Annotated in this window: 15 protein-coding genes and 1 tRNA gene; 10 read left to right on the forward strand and 6 right to left on the reverse strand. The window is 68.5% G+C overall.

Annotated elements, in window-relative coordinates; genetic code table 11:
• Positions 1–50 precede the first annotated feature (50 nt).
• Both U5918_RS16440 and U5918_RS16445 read left to right on the forward strand, forming a co-directional pair.
• A complete protein-coding gene (locus U5918_RS16440) occupies positions 51–1,304 on the forward strand; it encodes a Glu/Leu/Phe/Val family dehydrogenase (RefSeq protein ID WP_336002754.1) in 1,254 nt (417 codons plus the stop codon).
• Between the two features lie 117 nt (positions 1,305–1,421).
• Positions 1,422–1,877 carry a UPF0179 family protein gene (locus tag U5918_RS16445; RefSeq protein ID WP_336002756.1) on the forward strand — a complete coding sequence of 152 codons (456 nt, stop codon included), beginning with the start codon at positions 1,422–1,424 and terminating at the stop codon, positions 1,875–1,877.
• Between the two features lie 4 nt (positions 1,878–1,881).
• Here the strand turns inward: U5918_RS16445 and U5918_RS16450 are convergent, their stop codons facing one another.
• The gene (locus U5918_RS16450) at positions 1,882–2,673 is read right to left on the reverse strand and encodes a M14 family metallopeptidase (protein WP_336002757.1); all 792 of its coding nucleotides are present in this window, start codon (positions 2,671–2,673) and stop codon (positions 1,882–1,884) included.
• A gap of 111 nt (positions 2,674–2,784) precedes the next feature.
• On the reverse strand, positions 2,785–3,273 hold the full coding sequence (locus U5918_RS16455; RefSeq protein ID WP_336002759.1) for a DUF309 domain-containing protein: 489 nt from the start codon (positions 3,271–3,273) through the stop codon (positions 2,785–2,787).
• Positions 3,274–3,391: 118 nt separating this feature from the next.
• On the opposite strand from U5918_RS16455, the gene U5918_RS16460 reads away from it, so the two are divergent.
• From U5918_RS16460 to U5918_RS16480, 5 genes are all read left to right on the forward strand, one after another.
• Positions 3,392–4,291 carry a sensor histidine kinase gene (locus U5918_RS16460; RefSeq protein ID WP_336002761.1) on the forward strand — a complete coding sequence of 300 codons (900 nt, stop codon included), beginning with the start codon at positions 3,392–3,394 and terminating at the stop codon, positions 4,289–4,291.
• A gap of 80 nt (positions 4,292–4,371) precedes the next feature.
• Positions 4,372–4,455 (forward strand) — tRNA-Leu (locus U5918_RS16465).
• A gap of 235 nt (positions 4,456–4,690) precedes the next feature.
• Positions 4,691–5,860 (forward strand): hypothetical protein, encoded by a 1,170-nt coding sequence (locus U5918_RS16470; protein ID WP_336002763.1) that lies wholly within the window; start codon positions 4,691–4,693, stop codon positions 5,858–5,860.
• A gap of 36 nt (positions 5,861–5,896) precedes the next feature.
• Positions 5,897–6,697 carry an inositol monophosphatase family protein gene (locus U5918_RS16475; protein ID WP_336002765.1) on the forward strand — a complete coding sequence of 267 codons (801 nt, stop codon included), beginning with the start codon at positions 5,897–5,899 and terminating at the stop codon, positions 6,695–6,697.
• 44 nt (positions 6,698–6,741) lie between these two features.
• Positions 6,742–7,881, forward strand: coding sequence for a DUF63 family protein (locus U5918_RS16480; RefSeq protein WP_336002767.1), 1,140 nt, complete (start codon positions 6,742–6,744; stop codon positions 7,879–7,881).
• Here the strand turns inward: U5918_RS16480 and U5918_RS16485 are convergent.
• The 4 genes from U5918_RS16485 to U5918_RS16500 form a co-directional block, all read right to left on the reverse strand.
• Entirely contained in the window at positions 7,878–8,078 is a 201-nt protein-coding gene (locus U5918_RS16485) for a hypothetical protein (protein ID WP_336002769.1), read from the reverse strand. The genes U5918_RS16480 and U5918_RS16485 overlap by 4 nt on opposite strands.
• A 45-nt stretch (positions 8,079–8,123) precedes the next feature.
• On the reverse strand, positions 8,124–9,842 hold the full coding sequence (locus U5918_RS16490; RefSeq protein WP_336002771.1) for a YcaO-like family protein: 1,719 nt from the start codon (positions 9,840–9,842) through the stop codon (positions 8,124–8,126).
• A gap of 40 nt (positions 9,843–9,882) precedes the next feature.
• The gene (gene tbsP, locus U5918_RS16495) at positions 9,883–10,701 is read right to left on the reverse strand and encodes a transcriptional regulator TbsP (protein ID WP_336002773.1); all 819 of its coding nucleotides are present in this window, start codon (positions 10,699–10,701) and stop codon (positions 9,883–9,885) included.
• Positions 10,702–10,936: 235 nt separating this feature from the next.
• Complete coding sequence (locus tag U5918_RS16500; protein WP_336002775.1) at positions 10,937–13,015, reverse strand: hypothetical protein; 2,079 nt, start codon at positions 13,013–13,015, stop codon at positions 10,937–10,939.
• A 169-nt stretch (positions 13,016–13,184) separates the two neighbouring features.
• On the opposite strand from U5918_RS16500, the gene glyA reads away from it, so the two are divergent.
• The 3 genes from glyA (at position 13,185) to U5918_RS16515 (ending at position 15,952) form a co-directional block, all read left to right on the forward strand.
• Positions 13,185–14,432 (forward strand): serine hydroxymethyltransferase, encoded by a 1,248-nt coding sequence (glyA, locus tag U5918_RS16505; RefSeq protein WP_336002777.1) that lies wholly within the window; start codon positions 13,185–13,187, stop codon positions 14,430–14,432.
• Between the two features lie 112 nt (positions 14,433–14,544).
• Complete coding sequence (locus U5918_RS16510; protein WP_336002779.1) at positions 14,545–15,438, forward strand: bifunctional methylenetetrahydrofolate dehydrogenase/methenyltetrahydrofolate cyclohydrolase; 894 nt, start codon at positions 14,545–14,547, stop codon at positions 15,436–15,438.
• A gap of 7 nt (positions 15,439–15,445) precedes the next feature.
• Positions 15,446–15,952 carry an NUDIX hydrolase gene (locus U5918_RS16515; RefSeq protein WP_336002780.1) on the forward strand — a complete coding sequence of 169 codons (507 nt, stop codon included), beginning with the start codon at positions 15,446–15,448 and terminating at the stop codon, positions 15,950–15,952.
• The last annotated feature ends 17 nt before the right edge of the window (positions 15,953–15,969 follow it).

Raw genomic sequence — 15,969 nt, forward strand, 5'->3', positions numbered from 1 at the left:
CGGCGGATAGAATGGGTAATTTTTGGTGGTTCCGCTGCCCTCGCTGTGATATGTCGGACGTAAATCCCTTCGAGAGTCTCCGGACGCAGATCGACGAGGCAGCACAGTACCTGGACGTGGCCGACGGCGAACTCGAGCGACTGAAATCGCCCGAGCGGGTACTGGAAGCGAATCTCTCCGTCGAGATGGACGACGGATCGATCGAGGTGTTCCGGGGGTACCGGTCGCAGTTCAACGGGGATCGGGGTCCGTACAAGGGCGGTATCCGGTATCACCCGGCGGTGACCCGCGACGAGGTCAAGGCGCTGTCGGGGTGGATGGTCTACAAGACGGCGACGAGTGCCGTCCCGCTCGGGGGCGGGAAAGGCGGGATCGTCATCGACCCGAGCGAGTACTCCGAATCCGAACTCGAACGGATCACGCGGGCCTTCGCGGCGGAGTTGACCCCGCTGATCGGTGCGGACCGCGACGTGCCCGCCCCGGACGTGAACACCGGTCAGCGGGAGATGAACTGGATCAAAGACACCTACGAGACCATCGAGAACACGACGGAGCCGGGGGTCATCACCGGCAAGGACCTCTCAAGCGGCGGGAGCGAGGGACGCGTCGAGGCGACGGGCCGCTCGACGGTCGTCGCGGCCCGGGAAGCCTTCGACTACCTGGACAAGGACGTGGAACACGCGAGGGTCGCGGTCCAGGGGTACGGTAACGCCGGCTGGATCGCGGCGAAACTCGTCTACGAGATGGGCGCGAACGTCGTCGCCGTCTCTGACTCCAGCGGCGCCATCTACGGCGAGGACACGCTCGACCCGGTCGACGTCAAGGAGTACAAGCGTGAAACGGGTAGTGTCACCGGATACCCCGACGCGGACCGGGAACTGACCAACGACGAACTGCTGACGCTCGACGTGGACCTCCTGATTCCGGCCGCGCTCGAGAACGCCATCGACGAGTCACTCGCGCACGACATCGAGGCCGACGTCGTCTCCGAGGCCGCGAACGGCCCGATCACGCCGGCCGCCGACGACGTCCTCCGGGAGACCGACACGCTCGTCATCCCGGACATTCTGGCGAACGCGGGCGGCGTCGTCGTGTCCTACTTCGAGTGGGTGCAGAACCGCCAGCGGTTCTACTGGACCCGAGACCGCGTCAACGAGGAACTCGACGGGAAGATCGTCGACCAGTTCTGGAACCTCGTCGAGGCCTACGAGGACCGCGATCTCCCGTCGCTCCGGACCGCCGCCTACGTCGTCGCGCTCGAGCGCGTCATCGACGCCGGGGAACAGCGGGGCACGTGGCCCTGACTCCTGCCCTCGCTCTCGGTCCGGACCGTTGATTTGGCAGCGAGACTCGCCGCCGACGGTATCCCGCCTCGACGGGACGGCGGGAGACTTAACCGCGGGCCGGGAGTAGTGTCGTCTATGACGACGGTCACGCTCGTCGGGACCCGACTGGCGGAGGTCGGGACCGAGTTCGTCTACCACGGAGAGGCCGACGCCTGCGAGGGCTGTCCCTACCGGGATCAGTGTCTCAACCTCGCGCGCGGCCAGAAGTACCGCGTGACCGCGGTCCGCGAGAACGCCTCGACGCTCGACTGCGCCGTCCACGATTCGGGGGTGACGGCCGTCGAAGTCGAACAGGCACCGGTCCTCGCGAACGTCGACGCGAAGGGGGCCTACGCGGGGAGCAAGTCCGCCCTCGAAGGGCCGTGTCCCCACACCGGCTGTCCCTCTCACGAGTACTGCGAACCCGCCGGCGCGGAGTTCGAGACGGAGTATCAGATCGCCGAGGTGGTCGGGGAACCACCGCACGACTACTGCATGCTCGATCGGGACCTGACGCTGGTGGAGTTCGCACCGCCTGGCGAGGAAGAGTGAGCGATCAGGATTCGAGCGTGCCGACGCGGTCGGCGGCGTAGCCGAACACGTTCTCGTAGCCGTATGCCGACATCAGCACGGGGTAGAAGTCCTCCTCGGCGACGTACTCGCGACCGTCGGCAGAAGCGTATGGCTGGCCCGTTCGCACCTGCCGGAAGTTCGTCGCGTAGACGTCGTAGGCCTCCGCGTGATCCTTGGGGACGGACGCGGTGAGCCGGTAGACCGGGAGTTCGTCGCGATGGGGCGCGCCCTCGTCGGGGAGTGCGCCCGCCGCGGCCAGGAACTCGCGGGTCACCTGCACGGCGTTCTCCGCGGCCGTCTCGGAGCCCTGGAAGCCGCACTCGACTTCGATCAGCCGGCGGGTCACCTCGAACAGCCGGCCCTCCTTGAAGTCGCAGGTCTCGACGACGGCGTCGACGGTCAGCCGGGGGCAGATCCGGCGTTCGTACTCGCGGACCCGGTCGACGAGTGCAAAGAGGCCGTCGTAGGACTGCGTGGAGTGCAGCGCGAGGATCTGACAGTCCGCGACCTCCATCGCCAGCTCGTGGGCCAGGCGGCTCTCGTGGGTCTCGCCGTCGGGATCGCCGGGGAACGCGCGGTTGAGGTCTTCCTCCAGGTATCGGACTCCCTGCTCCTGGGCCGCCTCGTTCGCGATCACGAACTTGACGGGGCGCTGGTAGTCGAGATCCGCTGCTAGCAGGGTCTCGACGGCGTGCACGCCACAGGGTTCGTCGCCGTGGATCCCCCCGACGACCGCGATCTGGGGGGTCCCCTCGCCGACGGTCTCGACTCGCATCGGTAAACAGCAACCGGTGGCGCGTCTTAGTACTCACGGAACGGTGATGGGTTCGGCCGACGACAGGTTTCCGGGGCGCTCGGTCGGCGGGGAAACTGGGCCAAAATCGGATCAGTGTTCGAGCGACTCGGCGTAGGCGAAGTCCACGGCGGTCGCGTCGGGCAGCCGATCGTCGAGTCGGATCTGCCAGCCGTCGAGTGCGTCGGGGTCGGACAGGGCGTTGGTCAGGACGGTGCGCACGTCGAGCAGATCGACGCCGTAGTAGTCCCGGGGGACGTCCCGGAGGTACTGCAGGGCCGTCCGGAACAGCGACCGCATACCGTCGTCGTCCTCGAAATCCACGTGCTTGTACGCACCCGCGGCGACCTGGACCATCCCGTGGCAGAATTTGCTCTCCGTCGAGCCGCTGCCGTAGTTGTACCACTCGTCTTCGAAGCAGTCGTGGGCCTCGTGGTACGCGCCGGCGTTGTAGAGTGCGACGCCGTGGACCGTCGCGCGACGGAGCGTCCCGTGCTCCCATCGGGCCGCCCCGGGGAGCCAGCCGGTGGGGGTCCCCTGCGCCGGCGGCCCGACGGAGTCGTCGCGCGTGTGTTCGGTCATCACCATGCCTTGGGCGCGAGCATCCCTCAATCCACCGACCCGGCCCCGAAACGAACGGCCCTGGGGCCCGAGCCCACTGGGTTTATGCCTTCGTGTCGGCAAGGTGAATGGAACGACGATGAACCGCTCACGGTTCGCGAGTCTCACGCCGCTGTCGATCACGCTGGTGTACGTGGCGGTCGGGGGCGCGTGGATCGCGATCTCGGACCGGCTCCTGGTCACCTTCCTGTCGCCGGGGCCGGTGTTCGACGCCGTGATGACGGCGAAAGGGTGGCTGTTCGTCGCCTTTTCGGGGGTCCTGCTGTACGCGATGCTCTCCTACCGCGAGCGCGAGGTTCGCGGGGCGCGGACGCAACTCGAGCGCTCCCGGACGCAGCTGTCGATCCTCCACCGCGTGCTGCGCCACAACCTCCGCAACCACTGTACCGTCGTCCGGTCCTCGACAGACCTGCTCGAGGGGGAGGCGGTCGACGACGAGGTCCTCGCACGGATCGAGCGGACGACCGACGACCTCGTCGCCCTGAGCGAGAAGTCCCGGCAATTGAAGGCGATGCTCGAGACCGACGACGAGCCGCGAACGGTCGATCTGGCGGCGGACGTCCGCGACCTCGTCGCCGACTACGAGGCGGCCTACCCCGAGGTCACCTTCGAGACGGACCTGCCCGACGCGGCGCCGGCCGACGTCGCGGATCGGTTCGACGTCGTCCTCGCGGAACTCGTTCGCAACGCCATCGCTCACCACGACGCGACGGCGCCGACGGTTTCGATCACCATCGCGACCGACCCCGGCGGTGAAATCCGACTGGACGTTGCCGACGACGGCCCCGGGATCCCGGAGATGGAGCGGGGCGTCCTCGAAGACGGGACGGAAGAGCCGCTGTACCACTCCCAGGGTCTCGGCCTGTGGATCGTCCGCGTGTTCGTCCAGCAGTCGGGCGGGACCGTCGACGTCGTGGACAACGAACCCCGCGGGACGATCGTGCGACTGCGACTTCCCGCCGGTGACGCGGCCGGGTGACCGACCATTCGACGGCCGCCTGTGGGACTGTGCGTTTCCGTGGCACCTATATACCGCCGCTCCCCCACTTCTGGACGCGTGCGAGGGTAGCCAAGCCTGGAAACGGCGGCGGACTCAAGATCCGCTCCCGTAGGGGTCCATGCGTTCAAATCGCATCCCTCGCACTGTTGGCCACTGCGGCCCTCGCAAACAGTGCGGGAAGATCCGCGAGGTCGACCGGACGGGAGACCTCGTTGCGAGCGGGACGCGCGGTATGCGTCCCGCGAGTGGAGCGATCTTCCCTCGCAACCTAACTCTCGAAACGTTCGATAGCGACGCCGTTGCGAGAGGTGGTAAAAAGAGCCGGTTCTAGCCGGGGCATTTCTAAATAGGTTGAGGCGGATTACTGCAGCATAGTTCATGAGACGTCGCACATTACTTGCGACGGCTGGCACGTTGCTCACAGCGGGGTGTGGGGGCCTCCAGAGCGGGAGCCGAGGGTCGGGCGGCCGCGGGGCACACGTCGACGGCCTGATCAACAACACGAACGAGTCCGAGTTCGACTTCTCGGACGCCATCGAGGACCGGAACTTCTCGATGGGGGACGTCAACGACGTGGAGTTCGAGTTCAACGAGAGCAAGTTCGCGGCCGACTTCGAATCGAAGGCCGGCGGGGCGAGGGAGGAGTCGGGGACGCCGATGGAGACGGATCCCAGGGCCACCGAACTGATGCAGGAGGCCATGACTGGCATCCAGAAGGCATACGAGGCGTACGTGTCCCAGGCGGGGAGCGACGCGACGTTGATGGACGTGGGGATTACGCTCGATTCGTTCAACGCGCTACGGGTCCGGCGACTGGCCAAGGAGGCCCGGACGCCGCTCGAAGAGGCGACCGAGTACGCTCCCGAGGGCCAGAAACAGGTCGTCCTGGCGCTGGTCCAGGTGACCATCTTCCTCGAGGATCTGGCGCGGGTCCGCAGAGCGCTCATCGACGCGTACGACGATTTCGTCTACGCCGTCGAGCGGCTGTACGCCGAGAGTACGACCCGGGCGCGGTACACGGTCAGCTCCATCCGGGAGTACCGGAAGAGCGCGAAGCAGATGTTCCGCCCACTCAAGCGGGAGATCGACGAGGGGGCCATGGCCGTGTTCACGCCGGTCGGAAGCGTCTACGACGACAAGATCGACCAGATCGAGGCGGAACTGGACGGGCTTCGATGGGGGGCCGAAGGGGTCATGGAGATGGCCAAGGCGCTGGAGAAGTGGCCGGGCGCCGTCGAGGCCTACCTCGACAGGGATTACGAACGGGCAGTGAACAGGCTGGATACGGCGGCGTTCGGGTTCAGCTACGCGCGTTCCGACTTCGAGCGCATCGACCAGGAGAGCGGGATGACCGACCTGACGGGCGAGATCGCTCGCGTCGCAGGCACGCTCGAGACGACGGCCGACGCGCTGGGCCGGAGCGCGTCGGCGAAAGTCGAGGACGATCCGCAGCGAAAGTTCTTCGAGGCCCAGCGCGCCGCCGAACGGGCCGTCAACGGGGACGAGATCGTCTCGGAGATGCGGACCGCTAACCGGATCATCACCTAACGACGGATCTTTTGAGGGGGCCGGTCTGCCCTCGGTATGGACAGAGAGCGAAGGACTTCGCTCGCGACTCGCGCGGCCAGGGCCGGCGGCGCCGTCGCGGGCGAGCGGTTCCGGACGGATCTCCGCGTCGAGACGAAAGCGCACAAGAACGACCTGGTGAGCGCCGCCGACGCCGCCGCCCAGGATCGGGTCGTCGCGATCCTGTCGGGCGAGAGCGACGCACCGGTCGTCGGCGAAGAAGACGAGACGCCGTCGACGCTCCCGGCGTCCGGGCCGGCCTGGGTCGTCGATCCGATCGACGGGACGGCGAACTACCTCCGGGGGCTGCGGGTCTGGACGACCAGCGTCGCCGCCGTCGACGACGGCCGGCCGGTCGCGGCGGCGACGGTCATGCCGGCGATGGATGACGAGTACCTCGCCGGCGCCGACGGGACGCGGCTGAACGGGGAACGGGTGACGGTCAGCGACCGGGACGACGTGGAGACCTTCGCGGTCGCGGTGCTGGGCTGGGGGCCACAGGGCGAACGGGACGCCTACGCCACGCTGTCGGAGGCGGTCGTCCGGGACTGTGGGGACATGCGCCGCTTCGGCAGTATGCAGTCGGCGCTGGCCTTCGTCGCGAGCGGCGGGCTGGACGCGGCGATCACGACTCGGCGGCCCAACCCGTGGGACTCGGTTGCGGGAGTCCACCTGATTCGCGAAGCCGGCGGCACCGTCACGGATCTCGCGGGCGAGCGCTGGCGGCCGGACAGTCAGGGCCTCGTCGCCTCGAACGGGGCGGCCCACGATCGGCTGGTCGAGATCGCCCGGCGAGTGGCCGCGGCGGCGGAGGACTGAACCGGATCGGAACCCTGAAACGGTCGGGTTGCGCCCTGTCGAGCATGGAAGTGACCGAGCGATTGGACGTCGGCCGCGCCTGGGCGGCGACCGCCCTGGCCGGCGTCGCGGCACTGGTTCTCGGCTCGTTGGTGCTCTCCGACGCGGTCTACCGCGGCTTCGTCTGGCAGTACTTCTGGGGGCCGGTGTACGCCGACGCCCACAACGCCGTGTGTGCCGCCCACCGCGGGGGCACCACGGAGTTGCTGTACAGCAACGTCGCGTGCCAGCAGGCGGTCTCCGGGGGTGCGGTCGTCGCCGAACCCGGCTACACCCTCGTCTCGGAGGTCGGCTACATGATCGTGCTGCTGTTCGGGCTGATCGGCGTCCTCCAGCTGATCCGCCGGCTCGGCGTCGGGACGGACCGGAACCTCTTCTTCGCGCTGGTCCCGTTCATGCTCTTCGGCGGCGCGCTCCGGGTCGTCGAGGACGCTAACGACGCGGTCCCCGAGGGGGTCAGCCAGGCCATCGCCTACCCGTGGAACACGCTGCTCATCAGCCCGATCATCTACGTCACCGTCTTCCTGGTGACGCTGGGCTCGCTGCTGGTGACGGTCTGGCTCCGCCGCCGCGGTCGCGTCGACTCGTACGCCAGGCCCATGATGGCCGCCGGGAGCGCCGCCTTCCTCCTGACCTTCGGCTATCTCGTCGCACTCAGTTTCACGGCCGACTACGTCGATTTCCACCCGCAGGTGCTCCTGTCGGTGGTGGTGATCGCCACCGCCCTCTCGGTGGCCGTCTACGCGGCCGTCGAGAAGTACCGGCCCGGAATCAACGCCGGAACTGGACTCATCGGGCTGGTCGTCCTCTGGGGGCACGCGATCGACGGCGTCGCGAACGTCGTCGCCGCCGACTGGCTGGGGGCGCTGGGCGTCGACCTGAACTACACGCCGAAACACCCGGCCAACGAGTTCATCATCAACACGGCGAGCGCGATACTGCCCTCGGGACTCGTCACGGCCTTCGGGTCGTCCTGGCCCTTCCTGGTGGTGAAACTGCTGGTCGCGCTGGCCGTGGTCTGGATCTTCGACGAGGCGATCTTCGAGGAGAGTCCGCGCTACGCCCTGTTACTACTGACCGCCATCGTCGCGGTCGGGTTGGGTCCCGGAACCCGCGACGTGATCCGCGCGACGTTCGGCATCTAGCTGTTCTCCAGGGCGGATTCCGGGTAGTACCGACCGCCGCAGTTCTGACACACTGCCACGGTCACCGTCGTCCCCGCGCGGTCGATCTGTCGCCGGACGAGTTCCTGACCACAGTCTGCACACGGGAGATCGAACTCCGTCGTCATGCTGTTCGGGCCGCTATCGGACGACACCGTCGAGTCCGCGAGCAACCCCATGTGTACGTTTCCCAAGGTCCGTATTAAAACTTCGCCGACCTGATGCTAGGGGTAGGGGTGGTGGTCCCGATCGAGGCGGGCCTCGTACCCCATGCTCTCGGGGATGGACTCGGCGCGCTCGCCGAAGTAGGGGTCGTCGAAGAAGAGCGGCTGGGCGCTCGGGACGACCGCGCGGACGGCCTCGAACCCGAGCGCCTCGACGTCCCGCGGCGTGACTCGCGCGCCGTAGACGTCGAGGTCGGCGTCGCGCAGGCGGTCGACGACGGTCTCCAGGTGGGCCTCGCCGCTCGGGATCTCGGCCGGGCCGACCTGTTCGGCGGGGACGCTGCTGCCACCGGCGAGGAACGTCTGTGCCTCCCCGGGGAAGTCGGCGAACGGGCCGATCGCGCCGCTCTCGCCGGCGGCGTCCTCGGGCCCCATTCCGCGGAGTTCGAGCCAGTTCTGGAGCGCCTCGGCCAGCGCCGCGCGGGCGGCCCGCGCGGGATCGAGGTGTGCCGAGAGGCCGACGGCGAAGCGGGGCCACTCCTCGCGGTGGACGGCAGCGGCGACGACGGGCACGTCGACGTCCTGGGTCACCAGGAGGGGGACCACGTCTAACCCCTCGGATTTCGCGCGGCGACGCAGCGTCGCGAAGCCCTCGTCGTCGACGGAGAGGCCGAGGGGGTCGAACGTCGAGTACCAGGCCAGCATGGCCGCGTCGCGCTCGACGATCTCGTAGAGGCCGGACAGGAGCGCCTCGACAGTGCTGTTCCCGAGGCCGAGGCCGGTCGTCACGGCCGGACGGAATCGCTCGGTCGGCGGGGGAAAGTGGACGAACTCGGCGGGGAGCCAGACGTCGCCGTCGGTCGCGAGGTTGCGGCCGGGGACCCACTCGATCTCGGTGTGTTCGTCGGCCGTTTCCCAGTTCTCCCCCTCGGCGCAGACGAAGGCCGAGGGCGGGACGGCGTCGTGTAACTCGGTGGCCGTGCCGGTCTCGAAGGTCGCTGTTCGGTAGACGCCGCCGCTGTAGCGCTCGAAGCCCTCACCGAGGGCCTTCATGAACGCGGCGTTCCAGTCGGCGTCGACGCCCGCGGCCTGCCGCGGGGCCGTCGCGTCGCTGAACTCGCTCGTGTCGGTGACGGAGGCGAGGTAGTACGGCGCCGGGAACGATTCGGCTTCGCCCACCTCGCTCACGATCCCGACCCGCTCGTCGAGGCCCTGCTCGGCGCGGGTCAACGACTCGTCGAGGTCGCGGTCGACGTGGTCCTCGCCGAGGCGGCGGTCGCGCTCGCCGGCGCAGACACAGCCCGGAACGGGCAGGAACTGGCGCTCGGCGTGGGGGATCTCGATCAGGCCGCCGACGATCGAGGACCGCTTGCCGGCGGCGAGTTTCGCGGCCTCGCGGCCGGCGACGGCGCCGGCGAAGCGGGCGGTTTCGGGGTCGGGCGCGGCCTGTGGTTCCTGGTCGGGGTCGGCGTTGGATCGGACCCGTGACTGCAGGCAGCGGTAGCAGGCCGTCCCGGGGCCGAAGCCCGCGACGGCGGCCTCGACGACGGGGTAGCCACCGACGCCGCCGATCTCGACGGCGAGCCAGGGCAGCCCCGCGTCCCGGGCGCGTTCGTCGACCGTCTCGAACACCACGTCGCCGGCCTGGCCGACGACGACGGCGAGGTCGGCGCCGCCGACGACCGCCGGGTCGAGGTCCGTCACCTGCGCGTCCACGTCGTCGAGCGCGGCGGCGACCGCCTCGCGCGCCGGTCCCGACCCGACGAGTGCGACTGTCATTGGTGGCCGAACGCGACCGGGGGTGAAAAAAGCGCAGGCCTCAACTCGACAGCAGACTCTGGGCCACGCTGGCCAGCTGGTCCGCCTCCGCGTCCTCGAGCCGTTCGTCGCCCAGCATCAGGCGGAGCCGCGGCCGACCGACGTCGATGGGGACCTTCTCGGTGTCGATCAGGCCCATGTCCTCGAGCTTGGTCTTCGTCCGCGAGAACGTCGCCTTCGAGGCGAGGCCGATGTCCTCGCCCCACTTGCTGATGTCGTAGAGCAACTCGCCGTTTTTCGCGGCGACGAGAAGGCTGATGGTCACTTCGTCGAGCCCGTCCCCGTCGCCGCGCGCGGTCTGAAGAGAGGCGAGCACCTCGTCGAAGTCGGTGGCGGTCGCCTCGCTGATGTCCGCGGAGAGCGTCTGCTGGACCTCCGTCAGCGGTGGGGTCCGGAGCGGGAACTCCGACGCGTCGTCCCACATCGCGCCGTAGCGCTCCCGCGCGCTCTCGACGAACGACTGGTCGTCGGTCGTCAGCCCGGCGACCGTGTCGCCGGCGGTGACGATGGCGACGACCGCCTCGTCCGTCAGGAAGAGCGCGTTCTCGGGGGGTTCGGCGATGGTTCGCACGGCGAGCGTGCCGTCGGCAAGCAGGTTCGCCGCCCGACTGGCGACGATGAAGTCGTCCATCACGTCCTTGAGTGGTCGCTCGGCGACGAGCAACCTGACGCTCGGGGGCGACTCCATGTCGCTCATCACCGTTACCAGTTCTTCGATCGTCTCCCTGGAGTGGGTCACCAGGTACGATTCGGCCGGCGCAGCCGACAGCTGGGCCCTCAGGAGCTCCGCCGTCCCGTCCGCAAGCATGTTTTGGCTCATCGTCCTATATCTGTATATATTGTATTACGCTATTTAATTTTATCGTTGATAACGAGTTGATTCACGCTGTCAACGTTTATACACCCGAGCTTAGGAGTGGCTAATTATATGCCTTTGGTCCGAGTATCAAACCTGAATACCAGGTACGTAACTGGTAACCAACTCGGGGCAGTCGAAGGTGGACCCGCCGCTGGTCGGAGCCAGGTGCATCGAAAACGGGGCGACCCTGAGGCGGTCAGCGGTCGGCGCCCAGTTTCGCGGCGAGGTCGTCTGACCAGTGGAACTCGTTGTCGTAGATGATCGGCAGCGGCGTCTCCCGGAGCACCTCGACCAGTTCGGCCCGGTCCAGGACGCTCTCGGTCGCGGTGCCGTGGTAGGACGCCTGCTCGCCGAAGGGCGGCTGATAGCAGTCCCCGATCCGGCGGGCCGTCAGGGCCTCGCAGGACAGCCGGAACCGGCCGTTCTCTCGCTCCAGCCAGCCGACGACTGGGCTGTCCGGCGTCGGCGCGAGGGTGTAGGTCCCGTCGCCGACGACCGCGTAGTCCTTGCCCATCATGATCCGGCGTCGCGACAGTTGCATCGCGGGTTCGAGGCCGAAGCCGTGCACGAGCAGGCGCGCGAACGCGGTGCCAACCTTCGCGGCCTGCCGGTCGAGCACCTTCGTCAGCGTCACCGCACCGGCGACGCTGCCGCGTTCGACCAGTTCCAGCCCCTCGTGGTAGGAGCCACAGGCGTTGAGGAAGAAGGTCTGGGTCCGACACGTCTCGAGCGACGACGCGGAAAAGGAGCCGTCGGCACACTCCAGCCCGTCGGCGTCGCAGTGGCCGATGTAGTGGACGAAGTCGTTCTCCGCGGCGAACACGTCGGCGAGTTCGCGCCGGGTGAGGTGTTCCGCCACGTCGACCGAAAGCGGCAGGTCCGCCGACCGCTCCTCGTAGATGTCCGCCACCGCGGTGTGCTCGTCGTACATCTCCTCGTCGTTCAACACGACGGTCACCGACAGGGGTTCGTCCCGCCGATCGCGGTAGCGCCGCCGGTTCTCGTAGGCCTGCGGGGACGTCTTGAACGCGTCGATGGGCGCGCCGCCGGCCAGCCAGGCGTGGACCCGCCCGGCCCGGAGTTCCGGACTCACCCGGTCGACCGACGCCACCGAGCGCTCCCGGCCGCTGCTCGCCCGGTAGAAGTCGTCGAGCGTCCGTTCGAGCAGTTCCGTGCCGTGCAGCTCCGAGGCCTCGGGCAGGTAGATCAGGCTCAGGGCGTCGAGCAGGTACGGCAGCGAGCGGGCGTTGTCGAGTTCCGGGGCCGCGTACGTCGAGAAGTGCCACTCCGGCAGCAACTCGTCGAAGTCGGGCTCCCGGACGCAGAAGTACCGCGCCAGCCGCTCGGCCGGTGACCGTCGGCGCATCGCGGCCGGGTCGAAGTCGAAGCGGTCCAGCAGCCGCTCGCGGCAGGCCGGCGACTCGCCCTCCAGGTCCCGGACCAGCGTGTCGAAGAAAAACACCTGCCGCAACAGTCGCGCCACGCCGTGCTGGAACGTCGGCAGCTCACGGAACCGGCAGTTCACGTCCGCCTCGGGCGCGGCGAGGCGCGGCGTCGCACCCTCGGAGACGGTCACGTCCGCGCCCAGGTAGTACGCGAGCGGCGCGCCGACGAACAGGTAGTCGAGCCGAGGTGGGACCTGCAGTTCGATCCCCGTATCCGGCGTCGCCGCGGAGACGGCCTCGGGAATCGCCCGTTCGTCCCCGACCTCGACGATCGGCGGGTGTTCCCGCATCGACGGGTGTGACCGCGCCGGCCCGGTCGTCCGGAGCGCCGCCGAGAGGTGTGTGATCGCGTCCGCGACCCCCTCGGGCGTCGACGGCACGGTGATCGTCGGTGGTTCCTCGCACTGTTCCCTGAATCCGAGCGTCACGGGGCGCGTCTCGCCGAGGCTGACGGCGACCTCGCCGTCGGTCTGGCGGACGAAGGCCGGGCCGTCGAACCGGCAGTACAGTTCGATCCCGGACTCGGTGCTCACCTTACACTCCTGCGTCGTCGGTCCCGCAACTGCGAGCCGACAGTCCAGCACGTACGCGCCCTCGTCGAGCGCGACGGGATTTGACAGATCGTATCGCATCCCGCCGGAGGCGTCCCTGACCGAGACCGTCTCGACCGGGACGCGAAGCTCCGAGAGGCTCCCGGTCACCCGCTCCTCGACCGGTCGCAGGAGATCCGGCCCGGACCCACCGTCAGTCCAGCCGACGGTCCGAACCTCCGCTTCTCCGGCCCCCCCGATGGCTCTAATCCCCCCACTGGCCGCCACCCAGGCCATCATGCTACGCTCACACGCACGTTCTGCACCATCATTATTTTTCGGACGGGCTATGTCCGGGCTTTTAAATGGCCCGCGATTGCCGGCCCTTTTTTACAGTGGCTTCGGCTGCGAGGAATACTGCCGGCTCGGGAAAGGTAGATTATTGACGGGCCGGGTCCGACCCACGACCATGAACTACGAGCACGTCCGGGAGACGGACCCGGCGGTCGCGGACGCCCTCGAGGGCGAGGTACGGCGCCAGAACGACACGCTGGCGATGATCGCGAGCGAGAACCACGTCAGCGAGGCCGTCCTGGAAGCCCAGGGCAGCGCCCTGACCAACAAGTACGCCGAGGGCTACCCGGGCGAGCGCTACTACGCGGGCTGTGAGTACGCCGACGAGGTCGAACAGCTCGCCATCGACCGCGCGAAGGAACTCTGGGGGGCCGAACACGCAAACGTCCAGCCCCATTCCGGGACCCAGGCCAACCAGGGCGTCTACTTCGCGATGCTCGAACCCGGCGACAGGATCCTCTCGCTGGACCTCAACCACGGCGGCCACCTCTCGCACGGCCACCCGGCGAACTTCACCGGCCAGCTCTACGAGGTCGAGCAGTACGAGGTCGACGCCGACACCGGCTACATCGACTACGACGACCTGCGCGACCACGCCGAGTCCTTCGACCCGGACATCATCGTCTCGGGGTACTCCGCGTACCCGCGCGAGGTCGACTTCGAGGCCATCCAGGCGGCCGCGGACGCCGTTTCCGCCTACCACCTCGCCGACATCGCCCACATTACGGGCCTGGTCGCCGCGGGCGTCCACGAGTCGCCCGTCGGCGTCGCGGACTTCGTCACCGGGTCGACGCACAAGACCATCCGCGCCGGTCGCGGTGGGATCATCATGTGCGACGAGGAGTACGCCGACGACATCGACCCCGCCGTCTTCCCCGGCGGCCAGGGCGGCCCGCTGATGCACAACGTCGCCGGCAAGGCCGTCGGCTTCGAGGAGGCACTCCAGCCAGCCTTCGAGGAGTACGCCGAACAGACCGTTGCCAACGCGAAGGCGCTGGGCGACCAGCTCCAGGAACGCGGCCTCTCGCTGGTCTCCGGCGGCACCGACAACCACCTCGTCCTCGTCGACCTGCGTGACTCCCACCCCGAGACCACCGGGAAGGACGCCGAGGAAGCCCTCGAAGACGTGGGCGTGGTCCTCAACGCGAACACCGTCCCCGGCGAGACGCGCTCGCCGTTCAACCCCTCGGGCATCCGCGCGGGCACGCCCGGCCTGACCACTCGCGGCTTCGACGAGGCCGACTGCCGGGAGGTCGCCGACATCATCGTCGACGTGGTCGACGACTACGAGAACGAGAGCGTCAAGGCAGACGCCGCCGAGCGCGTCGACGAACTGACCGACGCGCATCCCCTGTACGAGTAGTCGACCGAGGCGGAGATCTCCGCACTTTTGATGGTTCGCCGTCGTCGCGGTCACCTGACGACGCCACGCCCGTTCCGAGACGTTCAAGGAGCGTCCCGCCGCCAGTTCGGGTATGACCGAGATCATCGACGGGAACGCCGTGGCCCAGGAGGTCCGCGACGGACTGGGCGACGCCATCGACGCGCTCGCCGACGCCGGCACGACGCCGACGCTCGCCACGGTACTGATGAGCGACGACCCGGCCAGCCAGACCTACGTCTCGATGAAACAGGACGACTGCGAGGAGGTCGGCATCGAGGCCCGGGACGTCGAGATCGACCCCGACGCACCCGCCGAAGAACTGTTCGACACCATCGACGACCTGAACGCCGACCCCGAGGTCAACGGCATCCTCGTCCAGATGCCCGTGCCGGACCACGTCGACGACCGCGAGGTGCTCCGGCGGATCGACCCGCTGAAAGACGTGGACGGCTTCCACCCCGAAAACGTCGGCCGCCTGGTCGCCGGGAACGCACGGTACAAGCCCTGCACGCCACACGGTATCCAGAAGCTGCTGGCCGACGCAAACGTCGAGACCGAGGGGGCCGACGCCGTCGTCGTCGGCCGCTCGGACATCGTCGGCAAGCCGATGGCCAACCTCCTGCTCCAGAAAGCCGAGGGCGGGAACGCTACAGTCACGGTGTGTCACTCCCGGACCGAGGACCTCGCGGCGCGCACTCGCGCGGCCGACATCGTGATCGCGGCCGCGGGCGTCCCGGAGATGATCGACGGCGAGATGCTCGGCGCGGGCGCGACGGTGATCGACGTGGGGATCAACCGCGTGGACGCGGACACCGAGAAAGGCTACGAACTCGTCGGCGACGTGGAGTACGAGAGCGCGAAGGAGAAGGCCGGCGCCATCACGCCCGTCCCCGGCGGGGTGGGGCCGATGACCCGTGCGATGTTGCTCTGGAACACGGTCAAGGCCGCCGGGCTCCAGACCGAGACCGACGTGTCGCTGCCCTGAGGTCGCGATGGCGCCCACCGACCCGGCGTTCGGAGACATGGCCGCCCGGGACGGCGTCCGCGAGCGCCGCAAAGTCGAGTCGGTCGACGCCGAGCGGTTCGCCGAACTGGAACCGAAGGTCGACCCGATGACCTGGGCCGTGGGTGCCGTCGTCACCGACGACGCGGGCCGCGTCCTACTCGTCCGCGAAAACGGCGAGTGGCTCGCGCCCGGCGGCGAGGTCGAGGCGGGTGAGACGCACGAGGAAGCGCTGGTCCGCGAGGTCCGCGAGGAGACCGGCGTCACGGTGACGGTCGGGGACCTCGTCGCAGTCACCGAGGTCGCCTTCGAACACGGCGACCGCCGGCTCGCTTTCTCCTTCGCGCACTACGCTGCGACGCCGGAGACGACCACACTCGCGTCAGACCCCGGCCTCGACGGCGAGGGCATCGAGGCCGTCGAGTGGGCCGAAACGATCCCCGAGAACACCGTCGATCGGGACGTGGTCCGCGAGTTCAGCGACCGACGCTCCTGACGGATCGGTCCGCCCGC

Origin of the sequence: Halorientalis sp. LT38, from assembly GCF_037031225.1 — an archaeon.
Taxonomy (GTDB): domain Archaea; phylum Halobacteriota; class Halobacteria; order Halobacteriales; family Haloarculaceae; genus Halorientalis; species Halorientalis halophila.

Bases quoted from the DNA above. Each gene is read 5' to 3' on its own strand.
- U5918_RS16485 (WP_336002769.1), bottom strand. From the start codon at position 8,078: ATGGGGTTGCTCGCGGACTCGACGGTGTCGTCCGATAGCGGCCCGAAC.
- tbsP (WP_336002773.1), bottom strand. From the start codon at position 10,701: ATGAGCCAAAACATGCTTGCGGACGGGACGGCGGAGCTCCTGAGGGCC.
- U5918_RS16450 (WP_336002757.1), bottom strand. From the start codon at position 2,673: ATGCGAGTCGAGACCGTCGGCGAGGGGACCCCCCAGATCGCGGTCGTC.
- U5918_RS16510 (WP_336002779.1), top strand. From the start codon at position 14,545: ATGACCGAGATCATCGACGGGAACGCCGTGGCCCAGGAGGTCCGCGAC.
- U5918_RS16475 (WP_336002765.1), top strand. From the start codon at position 5,897: ATGGACAGAGAGCGAAGGACTTCGCTCGCGACTCGCGCGGCCAGGGCC.
- U5918_RS16500 (WP_336002775.1), bottom strand. From the start codon at position 13,015: ATGATGGCCTGGGTGGCGGCCAGTGGGGGGATTAGAGCCATCGGGGGG.
- U5918_RS16490 (WP_336002771.1), bottom strand. From the start codon at position 9,842: ATGACAGTCGCACTCGTCGGGTCGGGACCGGCGCGCGAGGCGGTCGCC.
- U5918_RS16515 (WP_336002780.1), top strand. From the start codon at position 15,446: ATGGCGCCCACCGACCCGGCGTTCGGAGACATGGCCGCCCGGGACGGC.
- U5918_RS16460 (WP_336002761.1), top strand. From the start codon at position 3,392: ATGAACCGCTCACGGTTCGCGAGTCTCACGCCGCTGTCGATCACGCTG.
- U5918_RS16440 (WP_336002754.1), top strand. From the start codon at position 51: ATGTCGGACGTAAATCCCTTCGAGAGTCTCCGGACGCAGATCGACGAG.
- U5918_RS16455 (WP_336002759.1), bottom strand. From the start codon at position 3,273: ATGACCGAACACACGCGCGACGACTCCGTCGGGCCGCCGGCGCAGGGG.
- U5918_RS16470 (WP_336002763.1), top strand. From the start codon at position 4,691: ATGAGACGTCGCACATTACTTGCGACGGCTGGCACGTTGCTCACAGCG.
- glyA (WP_336002777.1), top strand. From the start codon at position 13,185: ATGAACTACGAGCACGTCCGGGAGACGGACCCGGCGGTCGCGGACGCC.
- U5918_RS16445 (WP_336002756.1), top strand. From the start codon at position 1,422: ATGACGACGGTCACGCTCGTCGGGACCCGACTGGCGGAGGTCGGGACC.
- U5918_RS16480 (WP_336002767.1), top strand. From the start codon at position 6,742: ATGGAAGTGACCGAGCGATTGGACGTCGGCCGCGCCTGGGCGGCGACC.